Source organism: Nesterenkonia halobia (genome assembly GCF_039536005.1).
GTDB classification, from domain to species: Bacteria; Actinomycetota; Actinomycetes; order Actinomycetales; family Micrococcaceae; genus Nesterenkonia; species Nesterenkonia halobia.
In genome coordinates, this window is the sequence record NZ_BAAAYG010000005.1 from 428036 (window position 1) to 454293 (window position 26258).

Sequence of the window (26258 nt, forward strand, 5' to 3'; positions counted from 1 at the left end):
CCGGCCCGGACGGCACCTGCGAAGGCACCCCCGACGACGGTCCTGTCACGAAGCGAGGCGAGCATCTCCATGGCATTGTCCGGTCTGCGCACGGCCCTGGCGGCGGATTCCTCCTATGCGCGGGTCGCCGCGGCGGCGTCGAAGCCGGCGTCCGAGCGGACCGAGGAGCTGCAGGTCGCCGCGACGTCCGGCATGCGCCCGGCGCTGGTCGCCGAGATCGCCGGGCAGCTGCGCACCGCCTCAGGCTCCGGCGTGCTGCTCACCGTCACCGCCACCGACCGCGAGGCCGAGGAGCTGGCCTCCTCGCTGCAGGCCTACCGGCCCGAGACCCGGGTCGCCCACTTCCCCTCCTGGGAGACGCTGCCGCATGAGCGGCTCTCGCCGCGCTCGGACACCGTCGGCCGCCGGCTGGCGGTGCTGCGCCGACTGGCGCACCCGGAGGAGGCCGGCGCGCTAGACGTCGTCGTCGCCCCGGTGCGTGCGGTGGTCCAGCCGATCGTCGCCGGACTGGGGGAGCTGGCTCCGGTGCGCCTGGCCGTCGGCGAGGAGCACGACTTCGACGCGATCGTCTCCGCGCTGGCCGACGCCGCCTACTCCCGGGTGGACATGGTCACCCGGCGCGGCGAGTTCGCCGTCCGCGGCGGCATCCTGGACGTCTTCCCGCCCACTGAGCCGCATCCGCTGCGCGTGGAGTTCTTCGGCGACGAGGTCGAGCAGATGCGCTGGTTCTCGGTGGCCGACCAGCGCTCCCTCGACGACGAGGCGCCCGCGGTCCTCGACGCCGCTCCCTGCCGCGAGCTGCTGATCACCGACGACGTCGCCGCCCGGGCGAAGGCGCTGCTGCCGCAGATGCCCCACGCCCAGGATCTGCTGGCCAAGATCGCCGAGGGCATGGCCGTCGAGGGCATGGAGTCGCTGGCTCCGGTGCTGGTCGAGCAGATGGTCCCGTTCGTCGCCGAGCTGCCGGAGGGCTCGCTGACGCTGGTCGTCGAGCCGGAGAAGACCCGCACCCGCGCCCACGACCTGAACACCACCAATGAGGAGTTCCTCGCCGCGGCCTGGCAGGCCAGCAGCGACGGCGGCTCCGCCCCGCTGGACCTGACCAGCGCCGAGCGCGACGACCTCGCGGCCGGCTCCTTCGCCAGCCTCGCCGAGACGCGCGAGGCCTCGCTGGAGCACGGCGCCGGCTGGTGGTCGATCACCTCGCTGGGTCTGGACGAGGAGCTCGAGCAGGACGCCGACGTGGCCTCCATCGACTCCCGCGAGCCCTTCGGCTATCGGGGCAGCGTCGACGAGGTGATGAGCTTCCTCGCCGAGCGTGCCCGCGACCGCTGGTCGGTGGTCGTCACCACCGCCGGCGCCGGGTCCGCCCAGCGCGTGGCCGAGCTGCTCACCGAGAACCGGGTGCCGGTCGAGCGGGTGGAGGGACTGACCGAGGCGCCGACGCCGGGCCGGATCACCGTGACCACCGCCGAGGTCTCGGAGGGATTCGGGATCGACGCGCTGCACCTGGCGCTGCTGACCGAGTCGGAGATGCTGGGCCGCTCGATGCGTTCCAGCTCCGGCGAAGGGCGGAAGGTGCCCGCACGGCGCCGGCGGCACGCCGTCGACCCGCTGGCGCTGAGTCCGGGCGACTACGTCGTCCACGAGCAGCACGGCATCGGCCAGTTCGTCGAGCTCGTCCAGCGCAAGGTCGGCTCCGCCCAGGCGGTGAAGTCCGGCACCGCCGGCATCCGCGAATACCTGGTGCTGGAGTACGCGCCCTCGAAGCGCGGCGGGCCCAAGGACCGGCTGATGGTGCCCACCGACCAGCTCGACCAGGTCAGCCAGTACGTCGGCGGGGACGCGCCGAGCCTGTCGAAGATGGGCGGCAGCGACTGGGCGCAGACGAAGAAGAAGGCCCGCAAAGCCGTCCGCGAGATCGCCGGGGAACTGATCCGGCTCTACGCCGCCCGGATGGCCTCCCGCGGCCACGCCTTCGCCCCGGACACTCCCTGGCAGGCCGAGCTGGAGGACGCCTTCCCGCATCCGGAGACCCCGGACCAGCTGACCACCATCGACGACGTCAAGCGCGACATGGAGCGCGAGATCCCGATGGACCGGCTGATCTCCGGCGACGTCGGCTACGGCAAGACCGAGATCGCCGTCCGTGCGGCGTTCAAGGCCGTCCAGGACGGCAAGCAGGTCTCGCTGCTGGTGCCGACGACGCTGCTGGCCTCCCAGCACTATGAGACCTTCACCGAACGCTTCGCCGGCTTCCCGGTCACCGTGCGCGCGCTCTCGCGCTTCCAGACGGCCAAGGAGTCCCGAGAGGTCCTCGAGGGCGTGCACAGCGGCGAGATCGACGTCGTCATCGGCACCCATCGGCTGCTCAGCGGCGAGGTGAAGTTCAAGGACCTCGGGCTGGTGATCATCGACGAGGAGCAGCGCTTCGGCGTCGAGCACAAGGAGGCGCTGAAGAAGCTGCGCACCAACGTCGACGTGCTGGCGATGTCGGCGACGCCGATCCCGCGGACGCTGGAGATGTCGATGGCCGGCATCCGCGAGACCTCCACGCTGGCCACGCCGCCGGAGGAGCGCCACCCGGTGCTGACCTACGTCGGGCCCTTCACCGACAAGCAGGTCTCGGCGGCGATCCGCCGCGAACTGATGCGCGAGGGCCAGGTGTTCTTCGTGCACAACCGGGTCTCGACCATCGACGAGACCGCCGCGAAGGTGCGTGAGCTGGTGCCCGAGGCCCGGGTGGAGGTCGCCCACGGGCAGATGAGCGAGTCCCGGCTGGAGCAGATCATCCAGGACTTCTGGGAGAAGCGCTTCGACGTGCTGGTCTCGACCACGATCATCGAGACCGGCCTGGACATCTCCAACGCCAACACGCTCATCGTCGACCGCGCCTCGACCTACGGGCTCTCGCAGCTGCACCAGCTGCGCGGCCGCGTCGGGCGCTCGCGGGAGCGGGCCTACGCCTACTTCCTCTATCCGGCCGAGAAGCCGCTGGGCGAGGTCGCCCTGGAGCGGCTCAAGGCGGTGGCGGCGAACAACGAGCTCGGCGCCGGGCTGCAGCTGGCGATGAAGGACCTGGAGATCCGCGGCGCCGGCAACCTGCTCGGCGGCGAGCAGTCCGGCCACATCGCCGGCGTGGGCTTCGACCTGTACCTGCGGCTGGTCGGCGAGGCGGTGGCCGACTATCGCGGCGAGGCCGAGGAGCGGACGACCGAGGTCAAGATCGAGCTGCCCATCGACGCGCATCTGCCCGAGGACTACGCTCCCGGCGAGCGGCTGCGCCTGGAGGGCTACCGGAAGCTGGCCGCCGCGGACACCGACGAGGCGATCGAGGAGGTCGTGACCGAATGGCGCGACCGCTACGGCGAGCCGCCGCAGGCGGTGGCGAATCTGGTCGAGGTCGCCCGGCTGCGCAATCGGGCGCGGGCCGTCGGCATCGACGACATCGGCACCCAGGGGAAGTTCATCCGCTTCGCCCCGGTCGCGGAGCTGCCCGAGTCGCGGCAGATGCGGCTGGAGCGGATGTACCCGGGCAGCCAGATCAAATCCTCGCTCAAGGCCGTGCTCATCCCGAAGCCGACCACCGGCGGGATCAGTGGTCGCGAGCTGGCGGATGCGGAGCTGCTGTCCTGGCTGGACCAGGTGCTCACCGCGATCTTCGAGCCCGCGGCGCCGTCGACGAGCTGAGCCGGGGCCGTCAGGCTCGGGCGGGCGACGGCGTCCGCGCCGGCAGCCCGGTCAGGTGCGGCGCGAGCCGGGTCCGGTTGACCAGCACGCCGAGGGCCCAGCACACCAGCAGGGCGATCACGATGCGCAGCGCCTGGCTGTCCACCCCCAGAGCGTGCTGGGCCAGATGCAGGATCACCGGGTGCAGGAAGACCACCAGCGTGGCGACTCGGACCAGCTCGGAGACCACCGTGACCGCCGGTCGCGACCGGCTCAGCAGGTCGTCGACCGGATGGGCGAAGATCAGCACCATCCCGCAGCAGATCAGCACCGCCAGCGCGGGGGAGAGCAGGAAGGTGCCGAAGCCCGACCATTTCATGTTCATCGGCTCGGCCCCCAGGGCGACGGCGCCCAGCCCGACGGCGACGGCGAGCGGCCCGGTCAGCCGCGGCAGCGGCACCCGGTGCCGGATCCGGCGGAACCAGAAGCCGGCGAGCATGAAGCCCAGGCAGGCCGGCACCAGCCCGATGCCCAGCGGGGTGTAGGCCGCCGCGGAGTCGGGCAGCTCGACGAGGACCAGTCCGGCCGCCGAGATCGCCGCTCCGACCCACCAGGGCAGGCCGACCACGGCCCGCATCAGCACCGCGGTGAAGAACAGCACCGAGATGAACCAGATCGCCAGATACGGCATGTCGGTGAAGGCCCCGCCGATCAGCGCGCGGGAGACGACGCCGTCGTCGAAGGGCCAGGGGGTGGCGGCCATCGCCGCCACCGCCGCCGAGACCAGGACGAACCAGACGACGTAGGGCACGCCCAGCGTCCGCCAGCGGGTGCGGATCTCGCCGCCGAGGGTGCGGGCGTCGGAGAAGAAGAAGCCCGCCAGGACGAAGAACAGCGGCATCCGCCAGATCTGCAGGAAGTCGGCGCCGGGCATGCCCGGGGCGGCATGGCCGACGACGACGGCGCTGACCGAGACCACGCGCAGCGCATCGATGCCGACGTTGCGGCGCGTCGTCCCCTGCATGCGCGAAGAGCGCGGTGACCGACGTCCCCGCCGGTCACCGCGCTCTCGGTCCATGCTGTCCAGGCTCAGTGCGCCTTCGGCTCGACGGGCTCCCCGTGCTCGCCGTGGATGTCCTGCTGGGTCAGCGTGTCGCCGCGGCCGAGGAGCTCCTTGGCCACCAGGAAGGCCAGAGTCCACAGCACCATGAAGGCCAGTCCGGGGATCCAGGCGTTCTCCAGCGTCCAGAACGACAGGGCGTAGATCGAGCCGAGCAGCAGCCCGAAGACGAAGATGAAGGCGACGACGTTCCCGACGACGTTGCCCTGGCCGGAGTAGGAAGTGACCTTGCCGTTGCTGATCATGGAGTCGGATCCCCTTGTGAGTGCTGCGTGCGGGTGGTGTCGTCGGTCGCCGTCGTCGTCTCGACGCCGGCCCGGCCGCGGATCAGTAGGAGCCGGCCGCGGAGGAGGCGGACGACGTGTCGTCGCCTGCCAGGATATCAAGCGAGGAGCTGGCCCCGAGCCGGGTCGCCCCGGCGGCGACCATCGCCGCGGCGTCGGCGTAGCTGCGCACGCCGCCGGAGGCCTTGATGCCCAGCCGTCCGCCGACGATGCCGTGCATCAGCGCGATGTCGGCCTCGGTCGCCCCGCCGCCGGCGAAGCCGGTGGAGGTCTTGACGAAGTCGGCCCCGGCCTCGGCCGCGGCGCGGCAGACGAGCCCCTTGGCCTCCTCGGTCAGCAGCGCGGTCTCCAGGATGACCTTCAGGATGGCCCCGCCCTCGTGCGCGGCGGTGGCCACAGTGCGGATCTGCGAGACGACCTCGAACTCCTCGCCGGCGTTCGCCGCGGCGATGTCGACGACCATGTCGACCTCCGTGGCGCCCCCGGCCGCCGCGTCGTCGGTCTCGGCGACCTTGGTCGCGGTGGTGTTCGCGCCCAGCGGGAAGCCGATCACCGTGCAGGTCGCCGTCGACGAGCCCTGCAGCTCGGCGTGGACCTGCCGGACCCAGCGCGGATTCACGCAGACGGAGGCGAAGCCGTGCTCGCGGGCCTCGGCGGCCACGCGCAGCACAGTGGCCTCATCGGCGTCGGGCTTGAGCATCGTGTGATCGATGAGCCCGGCCATCTGGGCCGGGGCGGGGACGGGGGAGCCGTCGGGGGCGGTGGCGGAGGCGGTGGCCATGGGGCGTCCTCTCCGGATCCCGGTGGGGATCCGCGTCGGGGTGATCGTGGCCCGGGATCTCCGGGCGAGGGTCTGCGGCGGCGAGCGCCTGCGGCGCCCGGCGCGGGGGTCAGCCCAGCAGCCGGCCCATGTCCTCGCGCAGGGCCTCGAGCCGCTCGGCGGCCCGGGCGCGGGCGGCGGCGACCTGCTGGGTCGAGGCGTCGGCGCCGGGGGTGTCGGCGACGGCCTCCAGATAGCACTTGACCTTCGGCTCCGTGCCGGAGGGGCGGACGATGACGCGGTCGCCGGCCTCGGTGAGGTGGATCAGCGCGTCGGTGGTCTTGGCCTCGTCGAAGGTCGCGCCCGGCAGCGGGGCCCGGGCGAGGTCCAGCGACTCGACCACCGGCGAGCCGGCGATCGCCGTCGGCGGCGTCGCCCGCAGGCCCGCGGTGATCTCGCCGAGCTGGGCGAGGTCCTCGACCCGGACGGTCACCTGGCCGGTGACGAAGATGCCGGCCTCGGCGGCGATCGCGTCGAGGGCGTCGAAGACGGTGCGGCCCTGGGCCTTCAGCGTCGCGACCAGCTCGGCGAAGATCAGCGCGGCCGAGACGCCGTCCTTGTCCTTCACGCTCGTCGGGTCGACGTTGAAGCCGATGGCCTCCTCGTAGCCGAAGCTCATCCCCGCCACGCGTGCCAGCCACTTGAATCCGGTCAGGGTGGACTCGTGGCCGACCCCGCGGGCCCGGCACAGCGCGGAGAGCTGGCGGGAGGAGACGACCGAGCTGGCCATCACCGGCTCGGGGTCCTCTTCGCCGCCGGCGCGCAGCGGCCCGCGGTCGAGCAGATGCGCGCCCAGCAGCGCGCCCATCTCGTCGCCGGTGAGCTGGCGCCAGGCCTGCTGGGCGGGGTCGAAGAGCGCCGCCGAGAGCCGGTCGGCGTCGGGGTCGTTGGCCAGCAGCAGATCGGCCTCGTGCTCGGCGGCGGCCTGCAGGCCCAGGTCCAGCGCGCCGGGCTCCTCCGGGTTGGGGAAGTCGGCGGTGGGGAAGTCCGGGTCCGGGTCGAACTGCGCGGACACCGGGACCACGCGCTCGAAGCCGGCCGCGGAGAGCAGGTCGGTGACCAGCTCGCCGCCGACGCCGTGCATCGCGGTGTAGATGATCGTCAGGTCCCGGTGCGGATGCTCGGTCGGGTCGAGCAGCTCGAGGGCGCGCTCGCGGTAGGCGGTGCGCGCGTCGTCGCCGATCATCTCGGCCGTCGCGGGGAACGCCGGGCTCGGGGCCGGCTCCACCGCCGGCGCGGGGGAGCCCGCGGCGAAGTCCTCGGCGACGACCTCGTCGATCGTCGCGGCGATGGCCCGGTCGATCGGCGCGGTGATCTGGGCGCCGGCCCCGCGGCCGTGCGGCTCCAGGTGCTGCGAGAGCCGCCCGCCCAGGTAGACCTTGTAGCCGTTGTCCTGCGGCGGGTTGTGGCTGGCGGTGACCATCACGCCGACGTCGGCCGAGCGCACCAGCACCTGACGGGCCAGCAGCGGCGTCGGACCCGGACGGTCGAAGAGATGGACCTCCCAGCCGGCGTCGGCGAAGAGCCGGGCCGTCTCGGCGGCGAACGCGTCGGACTGGTGGCGGGCGTCGTAGCCGATCACGATCCGGCCGGAGCCGTCGCCGCCGGCGGCGACCAGCTCGCGGGAGGCGTGCCGGAGCAGTCCGGCGGCGGTCTGCCGGACGACCAGGCGGTTCATCCGCAGGGGGCCCGGACCCAGCTCGGCGCGCAACCCGGCGGTGCCGAAGGCCAGCCGTCCGGCGAAGAGCTGCTCGAGGCTCTGCCGGGCGTCGTCGGCGCCGGCCGCGGCGGATTCGGCGCGGGCCAGCAGCTCGGTCAGCTGCTCACGCGTGGTGGGGTCGGGGTCGAGCTCGATCCACCGGTGGACGGTGGTCAGCAGCTGATCGGCGGAGGCGGTCTCCGGCACGTCGCTCATCTCCTCTGCGGCGGCTGTGTCAGGGGTCTGGGGTCTCGGAAGGGGCTCGCGGCGTCCCGACGGGCTCGTCGCGGGCGCGGTGGTCGGGTCCGTTCAGTCCTGCAGCGAGCGGGTGATCACCCGGGCCAGCAGATCGGAGATCCGCGGGGCGGCCTCGCGCCCGGCGTCGACGACCTCCTGGTGGCTCAGCGGCTCCGGCGAGATGCCGGCGGCCTGGTTGGTCACCAGCGAGATGCCGAAGACCTCCATGCCCGCCGCGCGGGCGGCGATCGCCTCCAGCGCAGTGGACATCCCGACCAGATCGGCGCCGATGATGCCGGCGTGGCGGACCTCGGCCGGCGTCTCGTAGTGCGGGCCGGGCATCTGCGCGTAGACGCCCTCGGGCAGCGCCGGATCGATCTGCCGGGCGATGTCCCGCATCCGCAGCGAGTACAGGTCGGTCAGGTCGACGAAGTGCGCTCCGCGCAGCGGCGAGACCCCGGTGAGGTTGATGTGGTCGCGGATCAGCACCGCCGTGCCGGGCGCCCAGTCGGCGTTCAGTCCGCCGCAGCCGTTGGTCAGCACCATCGTCCGCGCGCCGGCGGCCGCGGCAGTGCGCACCCCGTGGGCGACGGCGTCGACGCCGCGGCCCTCGTAGTAATGGGTGCGGGCGCCGACGACGAGCACATGCGCGCCGGACTCGGTGCGGATGACCGTCAGTCGCCCGGAGTGGCCGGCGACGCCGGAGACGTGGAAGCCGGGCACCTCATCGGCGTCGACGACGGTGACGACCTCGCCGAGCTGGCCGGCGGCCTCGCCCCATCCGGAGCCGAGCGTGCAGGCCAGATCCACGGCGTCGATGCCCGCGCGGTCCAGCAGGACGGCGGCGGCCTCCTCGGCCAGCCGGTTGGCGGGCGCGGCGGGGTCGTCGGTCGGGGTCAGATCCTGGGGCGCGGCCGTCTGCGGCGCGCCGTCGGCGTCGGTGCGGACTGTGTTCTCACTCATCGCTCTCCAATCTACCGGCTGTCGGCCCCCGATGCTCCCTCCGCAGGCCGGGGCGGCGTCGGCGGCCCGTCATCGGCCGGCCGGACGCGGCGCCGTGCCCGGGCGGACCTGACAAGACGCGCCCGACTGGGCAGAATGGCCCCTGTGACTTCTGAGACTCCGAACAGCCTTTTCGCCCCTGCACGCGTCGCGATCCTCGGAGGCGGCCCCGGCGGCTACGAGGCCGCGCTGGTCGCCGCCCACGCCGGGGCGGAGGTCACCATCGTGGAGGAGAAGGGCGTCGGCGGCTCGGCGGTGCTCACCGACGTCGTCCCGTCGAAGACGCTCATCGCCACCGCCGACGCGATGCGCCGGGTCAACGCCTCCACGGCGTTCGGCGTCCGCTTCGGCCAGGATGACGACGACTCGCACACCACCGACGCCTGGGCGGACTTCTCGACCGTCAACGAGCGGCTGCTCGAGCTGGCCCATACGCAGTCGGAGGACATCCGGGAGTCGCTGGAGGCCGCCGGGGTCACCGTCATCGACGGCCGCGGGCGGCTGAAGCCGCCGCACAGCATCGAGGCGACCCGCGCCGACGGCTCGGTGGAGCTGGTCGAGGCCGACGCGGTCATCGTCGCCACCGGCGCCCACCCGCGCGAGCTGCCCACGGCGGTGCCCGACGGCGAGCGCATCCTCAACTGGACGCAGGCCTACTCGCTGACCGAGCCTCCCGAGCACATGATCGTCGTCGGCTCGGGCGTCACCGGGGCGGAGTTCGCCTCGGCGTACTGCCGGCTGGGCACCGAGGTCACCCTGGTCTCCTCGCGCGAGCGGGTGCTGCCCGGCGAGGACCCCGACGCCGCCCGCGTGCTGGAGAACTCCTTCGCCCGGGTCGGGGTCAACGTCGCCTCGAAGACCCGCGCGGAGAAGGTCGAGCGCACTGCCGACGGCGTCGCCGTCACGCTCTCCGACGGCCGCGTCATCGAGGGCTCGCACTGCCTGATGGCCGTCGGCGGCGTGCCGAACACCACCGACGTCGGGCTGGAGGAGTGCGGCGTGCAGACGACCGACTCCGGCCACATCATGGTCGACACCGTCTCGCGGACCACGGCGACGAACATCTACGCCGCCGGCGACTGCACCGGTCAGATGCCGCTGGCCTCGGTGGCGGCGATGCAGGGCCGCGTGGCGGTCTCGCACATGCAGGGCGACGCGGTGAAGCCGCTGAAGCTGCACCAGGTCGCCTCGAACGTCTTCACCTCCCCGGAGATCGCCACCGTCGGCGTCAGCCAGGCGCAGGTGGACTCCGGCGCCTATCAGGCCGACGTGGTCAAGCTGGACCTGTCGACGAACCCGCGGGCGAAGATGACCAACATCCACGACGGCTTCGTCAAGATCTTCGCCCGCAAGGGCTCGGGGACGACGATCGGCGCGGTCGTCGTCGCCCCGCGCGCCTCCGAGCTGATCTTCCCGCTGGCGCTGGCGGTGACCCAGAAGATCCACGTCGACGACGTCGCCTCCACCTTCACCGTCTACCCGTCGCTGACCGGCTCGCTCTCCGAGGCCGCCCGCCGACTCCACGTCCACCAGTGAACGGCGCGACGCCGCCCCGGCGGCAGGAGCAGGCGCCGGAGGCGTCCGCGGCCTCGGCGGCGGAGCGGACCCCCACCGCCGTCGACGCCTGCGCCGAGGAGCACTTCGAGCGCTGGCTGGCGCTGCACCCGGACGAGGCGACGATCCTCGGCCGCTCCGGCGTCGAGACCGAGTACGCCGACTATTCGCCCGCCGGCCGGGAGGCCGTCGCGGCGCTGAACCGCGAGACGCTGGCGGCCCTGGAGGAGCTCGAGCCGGCCGACGCCGTCGACGAGGTCACCGTCCATGCGCTGCGCGAGCGGCTGGGCCTGGAGCTCGAGCTGCACGCGACCGGCCGCACCGAGCTGAACAATCTGGCCTCCGTGCCCCAGGAGGTGCGGATGGTCCCGGAGCTGATGCCGCAGTCCAGCCCGCAGGACTTCGCGCACCTCGCCGGCCGGCTGCAGAATCTGCCCGCTGCGCTGGAGGGCTGGTGGGAGTCGCTGCTGGCCTCGCGGGCGGCCGGGCACGTGCCGGCGGCCCGGCAGATCCGTGCGGTCATCGAGCAGTCGCGCAGCTATGCGGCCGCCGACGGCGCGCTGTCCACCTTCGTCGACGCCGCCCGGCAGGCCGGGGTCGACGACGCCGCCGTGACGGCGGTGCGCGCGGGCGCGGCCGCGGCGGCCGCCGGCTATGAGCGGCTCGCCGACCGACTGGCCGAGGACCTGCTGCCGACGGCGCCGCAGGCCGACGCCGTCGGCGTCGAGCACTACCGGCTGGCCTCGCGGGTGTTCACCGGCACCGAGCTCGACCTCGAGGAGACCTACCGATGGGGGCTGGAGGAGCTCGAGTCGATCGTCGCCCGACAGCGGAAGGTCGCCGAGCGGATCCGCCCCGGCGCCGACGTCGCCGAGGCCCGGCGGATCCTCGACGCCGACCCGGCGCGCCGGCTGGAGGGCACCGAGGCGCTGCAGGACTGGATGCAGCGGCGCTCCGACGAGGCCGTCGCCGCGCTGTCCGGCGCCCACTTCGACATCCCCGCCCCGATGGACGTGCTGGAGTGCCGGATCGCCCCGACCCAGGACGGCGGGGTGTACTACACCGGCCCCAGCGACGACTTCTCCCGCCCGGGCCGGATGTGGTGGTCGGTGCCGCCGGAGGACACCAGCTTCACCACCTGGGCGGAGACCACCACGGTCTACCACGAGGGCGTGCCCGGCCATCATCTGCAGATCGGCACCGCCACGCTGGTGAAGGACCGGCTGAACAGCTGGCGGCGGCACGGCTGCCACGTCTCCGGATTCGCCGAGGGCTGGGCGCTCTATGCCGAGCAGCTCATGGACGAGCTGGGCTTCCTCGCCGACGCCGGCGATGAGCTCGGCATGCTGGACATGCAGCGGATGCGTGCGGCCCGCGTGGTCTTCGACATCGGCGTGCACTGCGGCTTCGAGGCTCCCGAGGCCCTCGGCGGCGGCGTGTGGACCCCGGAGCAGGGCCGCGAGTTCCTGCGCGAGCATCTGCCGATCTCCGAGGCCCAGCAGGAGTTCGAGTTCGTCCGTTACCTCGGCTGGCCGGGGCAGGCGCCCTCCTACAAGGTCGGCCAGCGGGTCTTCGAGCAGCTGCGCGCCGAGCGTCGCGCGGCCGAGGGCGAGGCCTTCGACCTGCCAGCCTTCCACACCGAGCTGCTGCAGCTGGGCATGGTCGGCCTCGACACGCTGCGCCTGGCCGTCGGCCCGCGCGACGGAGCGTCCCCGGGAGCGCGATGAGGACGCGGCGTCGGGCGGCCGGCTGGCCGGTGGAGCTCTCCGCGGCGGTCGACGGCGGGCTGCTGAGCCTGCGGCCCTGCGCGCTGCGCGACGAGCACCGCTTCCTGGCGCTGCGGCTGGCCAACGAGGACTGGCTGGCCCCCTGGGACGCCACCGTCCCCGAGGCCCCGCGGGCGCGGATGACTCCGACGGCCTTCCGCACCATGGTCCGTGGGCTGACCCGTGAGGCCCGCGCCGGTGCCCAGCTGCCCTGGTTCCTCTGGTTCGCCGACGCCTCCGGCGCGCCGTCGCTGATCGGGCAGCTGACCGTCGGGCCGATCATCGGCGGCTCGGCGCGCAGCGCCGGGCTCGGCTACTGGATCGACCGCGACCACGCCGGCCGGGGGCTGATGACCGCCGCCGTCGCCGCCGCCGTCGACCACCTCATCCTCGAGCGGCGGCTGCACCGGATCGAGATCGCCGTCCGCCCGGAGAACGCGGCCAGCCTGCGCGTGGTGGAGAAGCTGGGGCTGCGCGAGGAGGGGCTGCGCGAACGCTACCTGCACATCGACGGCGCCTGGGTCGACCACCGCTGCTTCGCGCTCACCGCTGAGGAGCTGGGCCCCGGGCTGCTGCCCCGCGTGCCGGGAGCCGGGCCGCTGCGCACCCGGTACCCGCGTCCGAGCCTGCTCGCCGCGGCCGGAGCGTGACACGCCGCACGCCGCACCGCACGGATCCCCGGGATACGGGAGGATCGTCGGCTAAGGTGGGGGACTGAACTTCATGATCAGCGACACCCTCGGCCGCGGCGCCGGGGAGTGTCCGAAGAAGGGCAGGTGGGCGCACGGTGACGCTGGGCCTCGATCGCCTCGACACGGCGATCATCGACGTGCTCCCCAGCCTGCCCGTCCATTCTTCGGCGCTCTTCGCCGTCGTCGCCGGGCTCTTCCTGGCGGCGCTGATCACGAGGGCCCAGCGGATGCCGAACCGACCATCCGAGAATCCGACGGCGCGACCGACTGTGCGCCGGACCCGACGCGGGCGCGACGCCGCCGGCGCCGGGCCCGCCCCGCCGGCCGGTCGTGCGGAGCATGCAGGACGAAGGGCTTCCATGACTGACGCGACACCCCACGGCGACGCCAGCGCCGCAGCCGCCGACTCCGCCGCCCCGGCCGCCGCGCCGGACAGGACGGACGGGACGGGCTCCGGCGGCGAGTTCACCGTCCACTGGGGCCGCACCGCCGTCGCGCTGATCGTCGCGCTGGCGCTGCTGACCACGCTGATCGCCGGTCTGCTGGTGGGCCTCGGCGTCGCGCCGGGACCGGTGCCGCTGCTCTCCGGCGGCGTCGCGCTGCTGGGCGTGGCCACGCTGCGCACGATGGCGGTGGTCCGCCGGCGTCGGCGGCGGCGCGCCCGGCTGGACGAGGCGCTGCGCGAGGCGATGAACCCCGACGTCGAGGCCTCCGGGCTGCGCCGGCCGAGCGTGCCGACCACCGATCGGGCGGTCGCCGAGGCCCGCACTCCGCCGTTCGACGCGCTGACCCACGACGCGAGCGGCCGCGGCGGGCCCGGCTCGCTGCAGGAGCTCGACGCCGACGGCCTGCCGCTGCAGCTGGGCCGGACCTTCGCCGACGCCCCGCACGAGCAGCCGGTGCCGCCGGCGGCGCATGCGGCCTCCCCGGCCCGCGCCTGGGAGCCGCGCGAGGTCCCCAAGCCGAAGTACCTCGAGGCGCGCGCCGCCGAGCGTCCGGCGCCGGAGCCGCTGGTCCCCGAGGAGCCGCGACCGGAGGGCGAGGTCAAGCTCAAGGACGCCGCCGCGCAGATCCGCGCCGAGCAGCAGGAGGCCGCCGGAGAAGCCCCCGAGGGCGCCGAGGCGGCCGACGAGGTCCGCGAGATGCCGCGGCCGCGTCGGCAGGTCGCCGTCCAGGAGTCGCTGGACCTGGATGCCGTGCTCAAGCGGCGGCGGGCCTGAGGAGACCGGCGACTCGATGGAGCAGCCCCAGGACGCATCCCGCGCCGCGCCGGAGAGCCGCAGCGCCGAGCAGGAAGCTCGGCAGATCGCGTTCCTGGAGTCCTACGACGCCCATTCGCCCATCGCGGCGGCGATCCAGCACACCGGCGTCTATGCGACCTCGGTGCATCTGGAATCCATCCAGCACCGTCCCGGGGCGGGGGTGACCGGCATCTACCGGGTCTCCACCGCCCGGCCGGTGATGGCCCGGTCCTGGCCGGCCGGCTCCTACACCGAGACCTCCGACCACGTCGACGACCTCTACGTCGGCATGACCACCGAGGCGGTGCCCGACCACGGGCCGGGGGTGATCTACTCGCACAGTCCCCACGGGCGGCTGGCGATCTGGCAGCATCCGCTGGACCCGGCGCTGCCCGGCCTGCCGCTGGCCACCGACCCGGCCTCGGTGGCCGAGACCTGGGGGCGCGGCCGCCGGCTGGTGGGGCTGGAGACGGTCAGCTACCGACCGCTGCGTCGGGCAGTGATCGCCGCGGCCTTCGACGACGGGTCGCGGCTGTATCTGAAGGTGCTGCGCGCCGGCCGCGCCTCTGATCTGCATGCCCGGCACCGGATGCTGCTCGACGCCGGCATCCCGGCCCCGGTGCCGGTGCGCGAGCCCGTCGACGACGTCGTCGCCCTGGAGGCCGGCGCCGGCGAGCCGCTGGCCGAGCAGATCCTCGCCGACGGCGGCGGGGCTCTCGACCCCGCCCAGTTCCTCGGGCTGCTGGAGGCGATGCCGGCGGAGGTGATGACGCTGCCCGCCCGCGACGCCTGGACCGACCGGCTGTCGGCCTACGCCTCGGCGGCGTTCTCCGCGCTGCCGCGGCGCACCGACCGGGTCCGCCGGGTGGAGCGGACGATCCTCGACGGGCTGCCCCACACCGAGCGCGGACCGGTGGTGCCCACCCACGGGGACTTCTACGAGGCCAATGTGCTGATGCGCGGCGACGCGGTCTCCTGCCTGCTCGACGTCGACTCCCTGGGGCCCGGCCACCGGGTGGACGATCTGGCCTGCTTCCTCGGCCATGTGGCCGTGCTGCCTGCCGTCGACGCCCGCTACGTGCACGCCCCCGCCGCGCTGGCTCGCTTCGCCCGCGCCTTCGCCGCCGTCGTGGATCCGGAGGCGCTGCGGCTGCGTTCGGCCTCGGTGGCGCTGTCGCTGGTGGCCGGGGCGCGGGACGCCCACCGGGCCGACTGGCAGCACCAGGCCGAGCACCGGCTGGCCTGCGCGGAGGCGCTGCTGGGGTTCTTCCCCACCGACGACCCGGTGCCGGAGTGGCCGCAGGAGCTGCTGCCGCGGTGACCGGGGGCCGGTGCGCCGGGGCGGGCCGTGGTCAGCTCCGGTGGCGTTTCAGCCGGGTGAGCTCGCGGCGCAGCTCGGCGGCCTCGTCGGCCTTGTCCTGGTGCATCAGCGCCTCGATGCGGGCCTCCAGCGCCTCGAGGAGCAGGTCCTGCTCCGGCTCACGCTCGCCGACGGCCATGCGCAGGATGGCCTCGGCCTCGTCCGGGCGTCCCATCTCCAGCAGCACTTTGCCCGCGAAGACTTCGGCGCCGCCGGCGGCCCGCTCGTCCCCGGCCGCCCCGAAGAGGTCGGCGGCGTCGAGCGCCTTGGCCACCGCCTGGGTGCCCTCGCCCAGGGCGACGTAGCCGCGGGCCAGCGAATCGGTGATGTCGGCGACCTGCCACTCGGTGCCGTGCTCCTGGGCGACGTCGAGGGCGCGCTGCAGGTAGCCGACCCCCTCGGAGTCCTCCGTGCGGGTGAGCAGGTGGCCCAGCGCATGCAGCGCCTGCACCAGTGTCAGCGGGTCCTCGTCCTCCTCGCGCCGGGCCAGCTCGAGCCCCTGCTCGTAGTGCCGCCGCGCCTCGTCGAGACGCTCCAGCGAGGCGGCCAGCGCCCCGGCGGCCAGATGCGCGCGGGCGGCCTCCTCCGGCTCGTCGGAGCGGGCGAAGAGCCGGGCGGCCTCCTCCCAGTGCGCCAGCGCCTCCAGCGGGCGCTGCTGCTGCGTGACGGCGTGGCCGAGCCCCATCAGCGCCCGCGCCCGGGTGGAGAGATCCTCCTCGGAGCTGCCCAGCCGCAGCGAGAGCGCGTCCAGGACGCTCTCCGCCTCGGCATGGTCCTCGAGCTCGAGCAGCTGCTGGCCGAGCGCCAGCGAGAGCATCCGCGCCTCGGGGAACTCGCCGAGCTCCGCCTGCTGGACGGCGATCCGCCAGGCGAGCACCGCGGCCTCGCCCTGGTCCAGGGCCGAGACCATGCCGGCCAGCAGCGCCGCGGCCGAGGCCGCGCCCTTGCGCACGCCGCAGGCCGAGTAGAGCTCGGCGGAGGTGACTGCGCTCTCCACTGCCTCGTCGTGCCGGTCGTCGTGATGGTGGATGGTGGCCTTCAGCATGGCCATCGCCCCGCGCACCGCGCGGTTGGCCGGTCCGTGGAGCACGCTGTCGGCGATCTGCAGGGCCGCCGCCGACTCGCCGGTGAGCAGCAGCGTGTGGGCGAGGAACATCCGTGCCCCGGCCAGCGCCTCCTGGCGGTCGTGCCGCTCGAGGATCCCCACCGCCTCGCGCACCAGCTCCAGCGCGGGCTCGGGGCCCTCGTCGTGCAGCACCCGCACCGCCAGCGAGGAGAGCACGTCGGCCAGCTCCAGGCTGCCGTCCGTGCCGCCTGTCTCGTCCGTGCCGCCCGTGCCGGCGGCGCGGTCCTCGTCGCGCAGCTCCTCGGCGACCCGGGCGAGGATGTCGCCTTCGACCGTGTCCGGCTCGCGCAGCAGCATGCCGCCGAGCTCCTCCTCGATGCGGGCCTGGCGGCTCCGGCCGAGGTCGCGCAGCAGAGCGACCCGCGCGGCGAGATGCGGGGCGGCGGCGGCCGAGTCGCCGTGCATCTCGTGGACGCCGGAGAGGATGCGCAGCAGCATCAGCCGGTTCTCCGGCTCCTGGCCGCCGCGGGACTCGAGGCCGCGGGAGGCGGCGTCGGCGGCCGCGTGGTAGCGCTCGCCGTAGGCGGCCTCATAGGCGAGGTCGAGCCAGCCGCGGGCGGTCCGAGCCTCGGGCTCGCTCGGCTGCGGACCGTGCAGCAGCGCCTGCAGACGCGTGACGAGCCGCGCCGCGCCGGGGAGCTGGACCTGGTCATCAGCCGCATCGGAGGTCATCTGTCCAGCCTAAGACGTCCGCGTGGGAAGCGGAGAACCTTCGTCCGTAGAATGAAGCCCATGACTGACGACGACCGCCTGCCGCGCCCTGTTCCGGGACCCGGTCGGCGGTCGGCGGGACGCAGCGCCGGGCGGGCCCCCGGGCGCGTCCTCGGCATCGGGGGCCTCGCCGCGATCGCGGCGCTGGTGCCGGGCTGCTCGGGCCCGCCCCCGGCGGAGGAGCCGACCGGCGAGGAGGCCGAGGAAGCGCTGACGGTCGCCGTCGCCGACGATCCGCTGGAGCGCACCGTGGCCGGCATCTACTCGCTGGCGATGAACTCCCGGGACGTGCCGGCGGTGGTCGAGGTCCGCGACGCGCAGCCCGGCGAGCTGGTCGCCGGCTTCGCCGAGGACGGGGGAGCGGGCGACGACGGCGGCTCCGACGACGCCCTGGTCGTCGCGGGCACCCTCGATCTGGCCCGGCAGCTCGATCCCGAGGGCTACCAGGAGCAGGCCGCTCCCTCGCCGGAGGCGACCGCCGCGGCCGCAGTCCCCACGCCGACGGCGGAGACCGTGCTGGGGCTGGTCGAGGACGCCGTCGACGGCGCCGAGGTCCTGGAGCCCGCCGCCGCGGTGCTCACCGAGACGCTGGTGGTCACCACGGTCACCGCCGTCGAGCAGGATATCCCGCGCGACTCCGCCGACGCCGGCGACTCCTCCGTCGCCGAGGCCTGCGACCAGCTCACGGTCGGGGTGCGCGAGGATCTGCCGACTCCCGAGGATTCGCTGGCCGCGATCTACGACTGCGAGCCGACCGCGGTGAGCACCGGCGGCGAGGACGAGCTGGTGCGGCGGCTGATCTCCGCCGAGCTCGACGCGGCGGTGATCAGCTCGACCCATCCGGGCATCGAGCAGCACGCGCTGGTCGCCCTCGACGACGCCGACCACGCCTTCCCCCGCGAGCAGCTGGTGCCGGTGGTCGACGACGCCGCGGCCGAGGAGATCCCCGACATCGTCGGCCAGGTCTCCTCACGGCTGGACGCCGAGGCGGTGACCACGCTGCGTCGGCTGCTCTCCGGCGAGCAGGGACTCGCGCCGCACGAGGCCGCCGAGTACTGGCTGGTCGAGGAGGAGCTCATCGCCGCCCCGGAGGACTGGGGGTAGGGCGGAGCGCGTCCCCCGCCACGACGAGGATCGACGGGGCGGCGGCGCGCTGAGCGGCGTCCCGGGACATTCCTCCGCGCCGACCCCTGTGCGGGAGCGCCCCCATGAGGCAGGATTGCTCTATGGAGGAGTTCGAGGAGTTCACCCAGGCGGACAAGCTGCGCGGCGTCCGGTACGACGTCCGCGGCCCCATCGCGACGGAGGCGGCACGCCTGGAGGCGGCCGGCCACCGCATCACGAAGCTCAACATCGGCAATCTCGCGCCCTTCGGCTTCGAGGCCCCGGATTCGATCCTGGTCGACATGATCAAGAATCTGCCGACCGCCCAGGGCTATTCGGACTCGCAGGGGATCTACTCCGCCCGCACCGCGGTCGCGCAGTACTACCAGACCCGCGGGATGAAGGAGGCCGACGTCGACGACGTCATCCTCGGCAACGGGGTCTCCGAACTGATCACCATGGTGCTGCAGACCATGCTGAACCCCGGCGACGAGGTCCTCATCCCCGCCCCGGACTACCCGCTCTGGACGGCGGTGACCACGCTCTGCGGCGGCCGGCCGGTGCACTACATCTGCGATGAGCAGAACAAGTGGTATCCGGACGCCGAGGAGATCGAATCGAAGATCACCGATCGGACCAAGGCGTTGGTGATCATCAACCCGAACAACCCCACCGGCGCGGTCTACCCGCAGGAGGTCCTCGAGGACCTGGTCGACGTCGCCCGGCGGCACAACCTGATGCTGCTCTCCGACGAGATCTACGAGAAGATCACCTACGACGACGCCGAGACGGTCAATGTCTGCACGCTGGCCGAGGACGTCTTCACCATCACCTTCTCCGGACTGTCGAAGACCTGGCGGGTGGCCGGCTTCCGGTCGGGGTGGATCTACATCTCCGGGGCGAAGCATCTGGCGAAGAACTACCTCGAGGGCCTGAACCTGATGTCGAATCTGCGGATGTGCCCGAACGTGCCGGCCCAGCACGCCATCCAGACCGCGCTGGGCGGCTATCAGTCCATCGACGAGTTCATCCAGCCGGGCGGGCGGCTCTATGAACAGCGGAACGTCGCGCACCAGCTGCTCTCGGAGATCGAGGGCGTCGACGTCCATCAGGCCGACGGCGCGCTGTATCTCTTTCCGCGGCTGGATCCGGAGATCTATCCGATCGAGAGCGACGAGGCCTTCGTCATCGAGCTGCTGCGCCAGCAGAAGATCCTGGTCTCGCACGGACGGGCCTTCAACTGGATCGACGACAACCACTTCCGCCTGGTCACCCTGCCCGCCGTGGAGGAGCTGGAGGAGGCCATCGCCGGCATCGCCGACTTCCTCGCCGGCTACCGCGACGCAGTGTCGCCGGGGGCCGTCGGCGTCGACTGATCGGGCCCCGGAGGTGCCGAAGAGTCCTTCATGAGACGGCATGTGGCCGCAGACACCCGGCTCGGTGAGGCAGGATGGGAGGATGGAGGAGTTCGAGGAGTTCACCCAGTCGCCCAAGCTCCGCGACGTCCGCTACGACGTCCGCGGACCGATCGCCCGGGAAGCCACCCGGCTCGAGCGTGAAGGGCACCGCATCACCCGGCTGAACATCGGCAATCCGGCGCCCTTCGGCTTCGAGGCGCCGGACTCGATCCGGATGACGATGATCAGCAACCTGGCCACCGCCCAGGGGTACTCGGACTCGCAGGGCATCTACTCGGCCCGGATCGCCGTCGCGCAGTACTACCAGAGCCGCGGGATGACCGAGACCGACCCGGATGACATCTATCTGGGCAACGGCGTCTCCGAACTGATCTCGATGGTGCTGCAGGCGATGCTCGGCCCCGGCGACGAGGTCCTCATCCCCGCGCCGGACTACCCGCTGTGGACCGGTGCGACGACGCTGGCCGGCGGCACGGCGGTCCACTACATCTGCGACGAGCAGAACAACTGGTGGCCGGATCCCGAGGAGGTCGAGTCGAAGGTCACCGAGCGGACCAAGGCGCTGGTGATCATCAACCCGAACAACCCCACCGGGGCGGTGTACCCCCGCGAGATCCTCGAAGGGCTGGTGGACGTCGCCCGGCGGCACAACCTCATCCTGCTCTCCGACGAGATCTACGAGAACATCACCTTCGACGACGCCGAGATGGTCAACGTCTGCACCCTCTCCGACGACGTCTTCACCATCACCTTCTCCGGGCTGTCGAAGACCTGGCGGGTGGCCGGCTTCCGCTCCGGCTGGATCTACGTCTCCGGGCCGAAGCACCGGGCGAAGAACTACCTCGAGGGCCTGACCCTGCTGATGAACATGCGGATGTGCGCCAATGTGCCGGCCCAGCATGCGATCCAGGCCGCCCTGGGCGGGCACCAGTCCATCGAGGACCTGATCAGTCCCGGCGGGCGGCTGCATGAGCAGCGCACCGTCGCCCACCGGCTGCTCTCGGAGATCGAGGGCGTCGACGTCCACCAGTCCGACGGCGCGCTGTACCTGTTCCCGCGGCTGGATCCGGAGATCTACCCCATCGAGGACGACGAGTCTTTCGTCATCGAGCTGCTGCGCCAGCAGAAGATCCTGGTCTCGCACGGACGGGCGTTCAACTGGATCGACGACAACCACTTCCGGCTGGTCACCCTGCCCGGCGTCGAGGAGCTCGAGGAGGCCATCGCCGGCATCGCCGACTTCCTGCAGAGCTACCGCGACGCGACAGTGCGCGGCTGAGCCCCGCCGCGGGACGTCACGTGGCGGGGCCCTCCGCGGCGCCGGTCTCGGCCTCGTCGGAGGAGTCCGTCGACTCCAGGCTCTCGCGGACCTCCTGCAGCCTGGTGCGGGCGCCGTCGAGCCACCGCTCGCAGCGGTCGGCCAGCGCCTCGCCGCGCTGCCACAGCGCCAGCGACTCCTCCAGCGGGGCGCCGCCGGTCTCCAGCTTGGTCACCACCTGCACCAGCTCGTCGCGGGCCTGCTCATAGCTCATCGACTCGACGTCGTCGAGCTTGGCGGTGCTGAAGGTGTTCTCCGGGGTCTCGCTCATCGAGGCTCCTCCTGGGTGATGTCAGTGTCCTGGGTGTCTCGAGTGGTCCGGGTGTCTCGGGCGGCCTCGTCGGTCTGGCCCTGGTCCTGGCCCTGGTCCTGGCCGTGGTCCCGGCCCTCCGCGCCGCCGCGCCGCTCGCGGACCTCGCGCACGTCGGCGTCGAACTCGCCGGCGGCGACCATCACGCGCACGTCGTCGCCGGGGGAGAGGGTCGCGGCGTCGCGGACGATGCCCTCGCCGTCCTGGACCACCGCATAGCCGCGGTCCAGCGTCGACTGCGGCGAGAGGGCGGTGACCCGCGCCCGGGCCTGGGCTATCCAGTCCTCGGCGCGGGCCGCGGCGGCCTCCATCGACACCAGCGCCCGACGGCGCAGTCCGGCGATCTCCTCGGCGCGGCCGGCGACCATGGTCTCGGGGGCGGCCAGCACCGGGCGGGAGCGCAGCGCGGCCAGCCACTCGACCTCACGGCCGATCATCCGCTCCACGCCCGAGGACATCCGCGACCGCGACTGGGTGATCTGCACCCGCTCGGCGGCCTCGTCGACCACCAGCAGCCGGGCCGATCCCGTCGGCGTCGAGGCGCGGACGTCGGCGACCTCGTCGAGCAGCGGCCGGTCGGCCTCGTGGCCGATGGCCGAGACCACCGGCGTGGAGGCCTCGGAGACGGCACGGATCAGCCGCTCGTCGGAGAAGGGCAGCACGACCTCCTCGAGGGCCCCGCCGCCGCGGGCGATGACGATGACGTCGACGTCGGCGCGGGCGTCCAGCTCGGCCAGCGCCACGGAGACGTCGACCGGGGCGGCCGCGCCCTGGGTGGTGACCTCGCGGATCTCGAACGCCGCGGCGGCCCAGCGGGCGTGGGTGTTGCGCAGGATGTCCTTCTTCGCGTCCGAGTCGCGGCCGGTGATGAGCCCGATGCGCCGCGGCAGCACCGGAAGCGGCTTCTTCCGGGCCGGGTCGAAGAGCCCCTCGGCGCCCAGCTGGCGTTTGAGCTGCTCGACGCGGGCGAGCAGGTCGCCCAGTCCCACCGGCCGCATCTGGTGGGTGACCAGCGACAGCCGGCCGGTCTTGGCATAGAGGTTGGGCTTCACCTGGGCGACCACGCGGGCGCCGGGCTGGACGACGCCGTCGAGCCCGGAGGCCACGTTGCGCCAGGCCACGGCGTTGAAGGAGATCTCCTGCTCCAGATCGCGCAGGGTCATCCAGGCATTGCCGTTGCGCAGGGTGAACTCGACGAGCTGGCCCTCCACCCAGGTCGGGGAGACCTTCTCGATATGGGCCTTGAGCTTGCCGGAGAAGTGGCTCAGCGGCCACGGGGTGTCCGGCGAGGTCTCCTGGCTGGTCGCCGGCAGGGCGGCGGGCCCGGAGGACTGCTCCGCGGAACCGGTCACGTGCGTCTCCTCGCGGTCGTCGGGCGGGGCGAGCTGATCAGGTCGGCTGGTCGGGTCGGCTGGTCGGGTCGGCTGGTCGGGTCGGCCGGTCAGGGCGGCCGGTCCGGCCTCCGGTCAGGATGGGGCAGTACCCTGGCCCTCCGTCGACGGGCCGGCCCGTCGTGCGCCACTCTACCGAGCCGCGGCGTCACGGTCCGCCCCGGTGACCTCGTTGTGGAGAACATCTCCCCGTCCCACGTCAGGAGTCTGTCGATGCGCCATGTCCTCAGCGCGATCTGTCTGATGCTGGCCGGGCTGCTCGCCGCGGCCGCGACGGCCGGCCAGCAGGTCGACCAGCTGCTGCGCGAGCCGGAGCCGATCCGCGAGATCGCCGGACAGCTGCCCGCCGACGAGGCCTTCGCCGAGGCGGTCTCGGAGCGGATCGCCGACGACGCCGCGGAGCAGCTGCCGGCCGGGGTCTCCGGCCTGGTCGGCTCCGGTCTGCAGAACCTGGTCTCCTCGGCGGTGTCGGATCTGCTGGAGGACGAGGACGCCCGGGCCGCCTGGGAGGAGTCGCTGCAGAGCACCCGGACCGACTACGCCGATCAGCTGGAGACGCTCTTCCACGAGGGCGCCTCCGGCGAGGCCGGGGAGCTGGCGGTGCCGCTGGACCTCACTCCGGTGGCCCAGGTGCTGGTCGGCCGGATCCCGATGGTCGGGGAGGAAGCCGCCGACCAGCTCGCCCCGGAGATCGTCGTCGACGTCGACCCGGTCTCGGACTCCGGCGTCGACGCCTACGGAGTCGCCACGCTCGCGCAGGCCTCCTCCCACTGGCCCGTCGGCGCGATCGCCGCGGCGGTGCTGGCCGTGCTGGGCCTGCTGCTCGGCCGCGGGCGCGGCCGCTGGGTGAGCCTGGTCCTCGGAGGGCTGGTCGCCGCCGGGCTGGGGCTGGTCGCCGCGCTGGGCCCGGCGTCGCCGGATCCGACGGCGACGGCGGGGGCGAGCCCGGCCTCTGCGGCCGTGGTCGAGCATGTCGCCGGCGAGTTCGCCGCCTGGGCCCAGCCGACCTGGTGGCTCTTCCTCGGCGGGGCCGGCGTGGTCGTCGTCGCCGGCCTCGTCGGACTGCTGGCCGCCCGCGGACCGCGCGGCGTCGACGGCGACCGGCAGGGGCCGCGAGGAGAGGGTGCGGCGGTCCATCATCCTGATCACAGCGGGGTCTCTCAGGTCTGATCGCCTTGTCCTCGGCCGGTAGACTGGGGGCCATGACTACCAGCACGACCACGGAGGCTCCCGCCCACGGACAGCACATCTCGGTGCCGACGCCGATGGTTCCGCGTCGGCGACGGTCCCCGGAGGACGTCGCCGCCGCCTCCACCTTCGAAGGCGAGCGGCGCGTGCTGCTGGCGGCCCCGCGCGGCTACTGCGCCGGCGTCGACCGCGCCGTCGTCGCGGTGGAGAAGGCCCTGGAGCGCTACGGGCCGCCGGTCTACGTGCGCAAGGAGATCGTGCACAATCGCCACGTGGTCGACACGCTCACCGAGAAGGGCGTGATCTTCGTCGAGGAGGCCGACGAGGTCCCCGAGGAGGCTCTGCTCGTCTTCTCCGCCCACGGGGTCTCGCCGCAGGTGAAGCAGACTGCCGCGGATCGGAATCTGCAGACCATCGACGCGACCTGCCCGCTGGTCACCAAAGTCCATCGCGAAGCCGTGCGCTTCGCCAAGGACGACCGCGAGATCCTGCTCATCGGCCATGACGGCCATGAGGAGGTCGAGGGCACCTACGGCGAGGCGCCGGAGGCGACGACAGTGGTGAACAACCCCGAGGAGGCCCGCACCGTCGAGGTGCAGAACCCGGATCAGCTGGTCTGGCTCTCGCAGACGACGCTCTCGGTGGACGAGACCATGGAGATCGTCCAGATCCTGCGCGAGCGCTTCCCGAATCTGCAGGACCCGCCCAGCGACGACATCTGTTACGCCACCAGCAATCGGCAGGCGGCGATCAAGAAGATCTCGCCGGAGTCCGACCTGGTCATCGTGGTCGGCTCGGCGAACTCGTCGAACTCGGTGCGGCTGAAGGAGGTCGCCCTGGAGCACGGAGCCGCGCGCGCCGAGCGGGTGGACTTCGCCAACCAGATCGACGAGGCCTGGTTCGAGGACGCCCGCACCATCGGCGTGACCTCCGGGGCTTCAGTGCCCGAGGTGCTCGTCGACGAGGTCCTGCGGCTGCTGGCCGACTACGGCTACGGCGAGGCGGCCGAGGTCGTCACCGCCGAGGAGGACATCGTGTTCTCTCTCCCCAAGGAGATCCGCAAGGCGCTGCAGGACGCCGGGCATGAGGACACCGGCCGCGGGGGCCGGACCCGCTGACCCTGCGGTGTCATGGCCTCGACGGCCGCCGGCTCCGGCGCGCCGCCTCATGTCGGCGACGGCTTGGTAGACTCTTGACGCACGCTTGATGAAAACTGAACCTCGGGTGTGCGTCGTTGGTGCGTCCGCCTCCGAGGCGTCGCGGAGCGGCGGCTCGGGGCAGCTCGCACTGAAAGAGGGACGCATGACTGAACATCCTGAAACGCCCCCGGCAGCTCCGGCGAAGAAGGGCCTGGGCATCACGGCGATGGTGCTGGGCATCATCGCCGTCGTGATCGCCTTCATCCCGGTCCTCGGAGTCGGCGGATTCATCCTCGGCCTGGTGGCCGTGGTGCTGGGCATCGTGGCCGTGATCAAGCGCAAGGGTCGCGGTCAGGGGATCGCCGGCATCATCACCGGTGTCCTCAGCCTGATCATCGCCGGCATCGTCACCGCTCTCACGGGTCTGTTCGTGAGCGCCGTCGACGAGGAGATCCAGAATTCCGAGAACGAGCTGGACAGCTCCGTGGAGGAGACCGAGGGGGCCTCCGAGGAGACCGCCGCGGAGGACGACGCCTCGAGCGAGTCCGCCGGCTCGGGCGGTTCGGACGGCTCCGGAGACGCCGGCAGCCGCGAGAACCCGCTCGCCCTGGGTGAGACGGCCTCGGCCGGCGACTGGGAGATCACGATCAATGACGTGATCTTCGACGCCGACGAGCAGATCGCTGCGGAGAACCAGTTCAACGAGGAAGCCCCCGAAGGCAGCTCCTACGCGCTGATCGACACCACGGTCACCTACACCGGCGACGAGTCGGAGTCGATCGTGATGGGTGTCAGCGTCGACTATGTCGCCGACAGCGGCGAGACGCTCTCCTGGACCGACTCGATGGCGACCGCGCCGAACGAGCTCGACATCTCCCAGGAGCTGTACAACGGCGGCAGTGCCCAGGGCAACGTCGTGATCGCCGTGCCGGACGAGGGTGATGGTCTGGTCCGCGCGCGGATCGGCATGATCGACACCACCGACGTCTTCTTCGAGACCGAGTGACGTCCGCCGCCTGAGCACCTGCCGCGCAAGCTCGCGCGGACCGACGGCGTCGAGGGGCGGTCGACCTGCACGGCAGGTCGGCCGCCCCTCGTCCTGTGCGGGC

Annotated in this window: 20 protein-coding genes; 12 read left to right on the top strand and 8 right to left on the bottom strand. The window is 72.8% G+C overall.

The window, feature by feature from the left end; translation table 11 throughout:
- Window positions 1-69: 69 nt before the first annotated feature.
- The gene (gene mfd / locus ABD652_RS08510) at window positions 70-3690 is read left to right on the top strand and encodes a transcription-repair coupling factor (RefSeq protein ID WP_344720234.1); all 3621 of its coding nucleotides are present in this window, start codon (window positions 70-72) and stop codon (window positions 3688-3690) included.
- 10 nt (window positions 3691-3700) lie between these two features.
- Here the strand turns inward: mfd and ABD652_RS08515 are convergent, their stop codons facing one another.
- The 5 genes from ABD652_RS08515 to ABD652_RS08535 form a co-directional block, all read right to left on the bottom strand.
- A complete protein-coding gene (locus tag ABD652_RS08515; protein ID WP_344720236.1) occupies window positions 3701-4693 on the bottom strand; it encodes an acyltransferase family protein in 993 nt (330 codons plus the stop codon).
- A 65-nt stretch (window positions 4694-4758) separates the two neighbouring features.
- The gene (locus ABD652_RS08520; protein WP_344720238.1) at window positions 4759-5034 is read right to left on the bottom strand and encodes a hypothetical protein; all 276 of its coding nucleotides are present in this window, start codon (window positions 5032-5034) and stop codon (window positions 4759-4761) included.
- Between the two features lie 82 nt (window positions 5035-5116).
- Window positions 5117-5854 (bottom strand): deoxyribose-phosphate aldolase, encoded by a 738-nt coding sequence (gene deoC / locus ABD652_RS08525; protein WP_344720240.1) that lies wholly within the window; start codon window positions 5852-5854, stop codon window positions 5117-5119.
- A 109-nt stretch (window positions 5855-5963) separates the two neighbouring features.
- Entirely contained in the window at window positions 5964-7808 is a 1845-nt protein-coding gene (locus ABD652_RS08530) for a phospho-sugar mutase (RefSeq protein WP_344720242.1), read from the bottom strand.
- 93 nt (window positions 7809-7901) lie between these two features.
- Complete coding sequence (locus tag ABD652_RS08535; RefSeq protein WP_344720244.1) at window positions 7902-8792, bottom strand: purine-nucleoside phosphorylase; 891 nt, start codon at window positions 8790-8792, stop codon at window positions 7902-7904.
- Between the two features lie 135 nt (window positions 8793-8927).
- Between ABD652_RS08535 and ABD652_RS08540 the strand changes: the two genes are divergently transcribed.
- The 5 genes from ABD652_RS08540 to ABD652_RS08560 all read left to right on the top strand — a co-directional run bounded on the left by ABD652_RS08540 (window position 8928) and on the right by ABD652_RS08560 (window position 15405).
- Complete coding sequence (locus ABD652_RS08540; RefSeq protein WP_344720246.1) at window positions 8928-10367, top strand: NAD(P)H-quinone dehydrogenase; 1440 nt, start codon at window positions 8928-8930, stop codon at window positions 10365-10367.
- On the top strand, window positions 10364-12112 hold the full coding sequence (locus ABD652_RS08545) for a DUF885 domain-containing protein (RefSeq protein ID WP_344720248.1): 1749 nt from the start codon (window positions 10364-10366) through the stop codon (window positions 12110-12112). The genes ABD652_RS08540 and ABD652_RS08545 overlap by 4 nt, the downstream gene beginning before the upstream one ends.
- Window positions 12109-12801 (top strand): GNAT family N-acetyltransferase, encoded by a 693-nt coding sequence (locus ABD652_RS08550; protein WP_344720250.1) that lies wholly within the window; start codon window positions 12109-12111, stop codon window positions 12799-12801. The genes ABD652_RS08545 and ABD652_RS08550 overlap by 4 nt, the downstream gene beginning before the upstream one ends.
- 401 nt (window positions 12802-13202) lie before the next feature.
- Window positions 13203-14063: a hypothetical protein gene (locus ABD652_RS08555; RefSeq protein WP_344720252.1), complete on the top strand. Its 861-nt coding sequence runs from the start codon at window positions 13203-13205 to the stop codon at window positions 14061-14063.
- 16 nt (window positions 14064-14079) lie between these two features.
- Window positions 14080-15405 carry an aminoglycoside phosphotransferase/kinase family protein gene (locus tag ABD652_RS08560; RefSeq protein WP_344720254.1) on the top strand — a complete coding sequence of 442 codons (1326 nt, stop codon included), beginning with the start codon at window positions 14080-14082 and terminating at the stop codon, window positions 15403-15405.
- 31 nt (window positions 15406-15436) lie between these two features.
- Here the strand turns inward: ABD652_RS08560 and ABD652_RS08565 are convergent, their stop codons facing one another.
- The gene (locus ABD652_RS08565; RefSeq protein WP_344720256.1) at window positions 15437-17242 is read right to left on the bottom strand and encodes a tetratricopeptide repeat protein; all 1806 of its coding nucleotides are present in this window, start codon (window positions 17240-17242) and stop codon (window positions 15437-15439) included.
- Between the two features lie 60 nt (window positions 17243-17302).
- Here ABD652_RS08565 and ABD652_RS08570 point away from each other — a divergent pair, with 60 nt between their 5' ends.
- The 3 genes from ABD652_RS08570 (at window position 17303) to ABD652_RS08580 (ending at window position 21082) form a co-directional block, all read left to right on the top strand.
- A complete protein-coding gene (locus ABD652_RS08570) occupies window positions 17303-18385 on the top strand; it encodes a glycine betaine ABC transporter substrate-binding protein (protein ID WP_344720258.1) in 1083 nt (360 codons plus the stop codon).
- Window positions 18386-18507: 122 nt separating this feature from the next.
- Window positions 18508-19761 carry a pyridoxal phosphate-dependent aminotransferase gene (locus ABD652_RS08575; RefSeq protein WP_344720260.1) on the top strand — a complete coding sequence of 418 codons (1254 nt, stop codon included), beginning with the start codon at window positions 18508-18510 and terminating at the stop codon, window positions 19759-19761.
- Between the two features lie 82 nt (window positions 19762-19843).
- The gene (locus ABD652_RS08580) at window positions 19844-21082 is read left to right on the top strand and encodes a pyridoxal phosphate-dependent aminotransferase (protein ID WP_344720262.1); all 1239 of its coding nucleotides are present in this window, start codon (window positions 19844-19846) and stop codon (window positions 21080-21082) included.
- Between the two features lie 16 nt (window positions 21083-21098).
- Here the strand turns inward: ABD652_RS08580 and ABD652_RS08585 are convergent, their stop codons facing one another.
- Window positions 21099-21392, bottom strand: a complete 294-nt coding sequence (locus ABD652_RS08585; RefSeq protein WP_153143197.1) for an exodeoxyribonuclease VII small subunit — start codon at window positions 21390-21392, stop codon at window positions 21099-21101.
- The gene (gene xseA / locus ABD652_RS08590; RefSeq protein WP_344720265.1) at window positions 21389-22783 is read right to left on the bottom strand and encodes an exodeoxyribonuclease VII large subunit; all 1395 of its coding nucleotides are present in this window, start codon (window positions 22781-22783) and stop codon (window positions 21389-21391) included. Before xseA ends, ABD652_RS08585 begins: the two co-directional genes overlap by 4 nt.
- 252 nt (window positions 22784-23035) lie before the next feature.
- On the opposite strand from xseA, the gene ABD652_RS08595 reads away from it, so the two are divergent.
- From ABD652_RS08595 to ABD652_RS08605, 3 genes are all read left to right on the top strand, one after another.
- Window positions 23036-23992, top strand: a complete 957-nt coding sequence (locus ABD652_RS08595) for a hypothetical protein (protein ID WP_344720267.1) — start codon at window positions 23036-23038, stop codon at window positions 23990-23992.
- Window positions 23993-24024: 32 nt separating this feature from the next.
- Window positions 24025-25128: a 4-hydroxy-3-methylbut-2-enyl diphosphate reductase gene (locus ABD652_RS08600; protein ID WP_153143200.1), complete on the top strand. Its 1104-nt coding sequence runs from the start codon at window positions 24025-24027 to the stop codon at window positions 25126-25128.
- 184 nt (window positions 25129-25312) lie between these two features.
- On the top strand, window positions 25313-26155 hold the full coding sequence (locus ABD652_RS08605) for a DUF4190 domain-containing protein (RefSeq protein WP_344720269.1): 843 nt from the start codon (window positions 25313-25315) through the stop codon (window positions 26153-26155).
- Window positions 26156-26258 lie beyond the last annotated feature (103 nt).

What these genes read in the sequence shown, in the direction of transcription:
- ABD652_RS08565 (WP_344720256.1), bottom strand. Translation starts at nt 17,242, where the DNA reads ATGACCTCCGATGCGGCTGATGACCAGGTCCAGCTCCCCGGCGCGGCG.
- mfd (WP_344720234.1), top strand. Translation starts at nt 70, where the DNA reads ATGGCATTGTCCGGTCTGCGCACGGCCCTGGCGGCGGATTCCTCCTAT.
- ABD652_RS08575 (WP_344720260.1), top strand. Translation starts at nt 18,508, where the DNA reads ATGGAGGAGTTCGAGGAGTTCACCCAGGCGGACAAGCTGCGCGGCGTC.
- ABD652_RS08580 (WP_344720262.1), top strand. Translation starts at nt 19,844, where the DNA reads ATGGAGGAGTTCGAGGAGTTCACCCAGTCGCCCAAGCTCCGCGACGTC.
- deoC (WP_344720240.1), bottom strand. Translation starts at nt 5,854, where the DNA reads ATGGCCACCGCCTCCGCCACCGCCCCCGACGGCTCCCCCGTCCCCGCC.
- ABD652_RS08515 (WP_344720236.1), bottom strand. Translation starts at nt 4,693, where the DNA reads ATGCAGGGGACGACGCGCCGCAACGTCGGCATCGATGCGCTGCGCGTG.
- ABD652_RS08585 (WP_153143197.1), bottom strand. Translation starts at nt 21,392, where the DNA reads ATGAGCGAGACCCCGGAGAACACCTTCAGCACCGCCAAGCTCGACGAC.
- ABD652_RS08530 (WP_344720242.1), bottom strand. Translation starts at nt 7,808, where the DNA reads ATGAGCGACGTGCCGGAGACCGCCTCCGCCGATCAGCTGCTGACCACC.
- ABD652_RS08550 (WP_344720250.1), top strand. Translation starts at nt 12,109, where the DNA reads ATGAGGACGCGGCGTCGGGCGGCCGGCTGGCCGGTGGAGCTCTCCGCG.
- ABD652_RS08520 (WP_344720238.1), bottom strand. Translation starts at nt 5,034, where the DNA reads ATGATCAGCAACGGCAAGGTCACTTCCTACTCCGGCCAGGGCAACGTC.
- ABD652_RS08595 (WP_344720267.1), top strand. Translation starts at nt 23,036, where the DNA reads ATGCGCCATGTCCTCAGCGCGATCTGTCTGATGCTGGCCGGGCTGCTC.
- ABD652_RS08570 (WP_344720258.1), top strand. Translation starts at nt 17,303, where the DNA reads ATGACTGACGACGACCGCCTGCCGCGCCCTGTTCCGGGACCCGGTCGG.
- ABD652_RS08535 (WP_344720244.1), bottom strand. Translation starts at nt 8,792, where the DNA reads ATGAGTGAGAACACAGTCCGCACCGACGCCGACGGCGCGCCGCAGACG.
- ABD652_RS08540 (WP_344720246.1), top strand. Translation starts at nt 8,928, where the DNA reads ATGGCCCCTGTGACTTCTGAGACTCCGAACAGCCTTTTCGCCCCTGCA.
- ABD652_RS08555 (WP_344720252.1), top strand. Translation starts at nt 13,203, where the DNA reads ATGACTGACGCGACACCCCACGGCGACGCCAGCGCCGCAGCCGCCGAC.
- ABD652_RS08560 (WP_344720254.1), top strand. Translation starts at nt 14,080, where the DNA reads ATGGAGCAGCCCCAGGACGCATCCCGCGCCGCGCCGGAGAGCCGCAGC.
- ABD652_RS08600 (WP_153143200.1), top strand. Translation starts at nt 24,025, where the DNA reads ATGACTACCAGCACGACCACGGAGGCTCCCGCCCACGGACAGCACATC.
- ABD652_RS08605 (WP_344720269.1), top strand. Translation starts at nt 25,313, where the DNA reads ATGACTGAACATCCTGAAACGCCCCCGGCAGCTCCGGCGAAGAAGGGC.